The sequence below is a fragment of the Pseudomonas sp. R62 genome (genome assembly GCF_000257605.1).
In the GTDB taxonomy this organism is placed as follows: domain Bacteria; phylum Pseudomonadota; class Gammaproteobacteria; order Pseudomonadales; family Pseudomonadaceae; genus Aquipseudomonas; species Aquipseudomonas atacamensis.
In genome coordinates this window covers 1253012-1254902 of record NZ_JH635998.1, presented here as the reverse complement: position 1 = coordinate 1254902, position 1891 = coordinate 1253012, and the positions used below count along the sequence as shown (strand labels likewise).

Sequence of the window (1891 nt, the reverse complement as noted above, 5' to 3'; positions counted from 1 at the left end):
ACCATCGAAGCGGTTCAGCATGCTCAGGCAGCTGGCGTGCCGCTGGTGGTAGCAGTGAACAAGATCGACAAGCCGGGCGCCGATCTCGATCGCATCCGCAGCGAGCTGTCGGTTCACGGCGTGACTTCCGAAGACTGGGGTGGCGACACGCCATTCGTTCCGGTTTCGGCGAAGATGGGTACTGGCGTGGACGAGCTGCTTGAAGCCGTTCTGCTGCAGGCCGAAGTTCTCGAACTGAAAGCTACTCCGTCGGCTCCTGGCCGTGGTGTGGTGGTTGAATCGCGTCTCGACAAGGGTCGTGGCCCAGTGGCAACCGTGCTGGTTCAGGACGGTACGCTGCGTCAAGGCGACATGGTCCTGGTCGGTTCGAACTACGGCCGTGTACGTGCCATGCTCGACGAGAACGGCAAGCCAATCAAGGAAGCCGGTCCATCCATCCCTGTCGAGATCCTCGGCCTGGACGGTACCCCGGACGCTGGCGACGAGATGAGCGTGGTTGCCGACGAGAAGAAAGCCCGTGAAGTGGCTCTGTTCCGTCAAGGCAAGTTCCGCGAAGTCAAACTGGCTCGCGCTCACGCCGGCAAGCTGGAAAACATCTTCGAAAACATGGGTCAGGCCGAGAAGAAGACGCTCAACATCGTCCTCAAATCCGACGTCCGTGGTTCGCTGGAAGCGTTGAACGGTGCCCTGAATGGCCTGGGCAACGACGAAGTACAAGTGCGCGTCGTGGGTGGCGGTGTCGGTGGTATCACCGAATCCGACGCCAACCTGGCACTGGCTTCCAACGCTGTACTGTTCGGCTTCAACGTGCGTGCCGATGCCGGCGCTCGCAAGATCGTCGAGCAGGAAGGTCTGGATATGCGTTACTACAACGTGATCTACGACATCATCGAAGACGTCAAGAAAGCCCTGACCGGCATGCTCGGCAGCGATGTTCGCGAGAACATCCTGGGTGTGGCCGAAGTGCGTGACGTGTTCCGTTCGCCGAAGTTTGGCGCGATCGCCGGTTGCATGGTGATCGAAGGTGTCGTGCACCGTAACCGTCCGATCCGTGTACTGCGTGAAGACATCGTTATCTTCGAAGGCGAGCTGGAATCCCTGCGCCGCTTCAAGGATGACGCTTCCGAAGTACGTGCCGGCATGGAATGCGGTATCGGCGTGAAGAGCTACAACGACGTCAAAGTCGGCGACAAGATCGAAGTCTTCGAGAAGGTTCAGGTTGCTCGCAGCCTCTGACTCGCGCACTTCAAGGGCCACGATGGGTCGTCGCATGCAAATGCACGGCACAGCGTCCGGACTCTAAACGCAACGCCCGGTCTGGCTTTTGTCAGGCCGGGCGTTTGCCGCTTTCAGACCTTGCGGGTTTCACCGCTGGGCAGTAACAGGTAACAAATCATGGCAAAAGAATACAGCCGTACCCAACGTATCGGCGATCAGATGCAGCGCGAGCTGGCGCAACTGATCCGTCGCGAAGTCAAAGATCCGCGCGTCGGCCTGGTCACCATCACTGCTGTGGAAGTGTCCCGTGACGTCGGTCATGCGAAGATTTTCATCACCGTGATGGGGCAGGACAACGCTGAAGACATCGCGCAAAGCATCAAGGTGCTCAATGCCGCCGCAGGCTTCCTGCGTATGCAATTGGCCCGCGAAATGAAGCTGCGCAGCGTGCCGCAATTGCACTTCCACTACGACGAATCTGTCGTGCGTGGCGCGCACCTGTCGGCATTGATCGAGCGCGCCGTGGCTGAAGACAATCAGCACGTTGCCGCTCCAGCACCTGAAGACACCAAGGAGTAATTCGGTGGCTCAGGTCAAACGTATCCGTCGTAACGTCAGCGGCATCATCCTGCTCGACAAGCCGTTGGGGTTCACCTCCAACGCTGCCTTGCAG

The 1891-nt window shown here is 59.2% G+C and carries 2 protein-coding genes; both read left to right on the top strand.

Going from position 1 to position 1891, the window contains the following annotated elements; translation table 11 throughout:
- Positions 1-1236, top strand: a 1236-nt coding sequence (gene infB / locus OQK_RS07055) for a translation initiation factor IF-2 (protein ID WP_016771754.1), incomplete at its 5' end; no start/stop codon positions are given.
- Positions 1237-1395: 159 nt separating this feature from the next.
- Positions 1396-1797 (top strand): 30S ribosome-binding factor RbfA, encoded by a 402-nt coding sequence (gene rbfA, locus OQK_RS07050; RefSeq protein ID WP_016771753.1) that lies wholly within the window; start codon positions 1396-1398, stop codon positions 1795-1797.
- Positions 1798-1891: the final 94 nt, after the last annotated feature.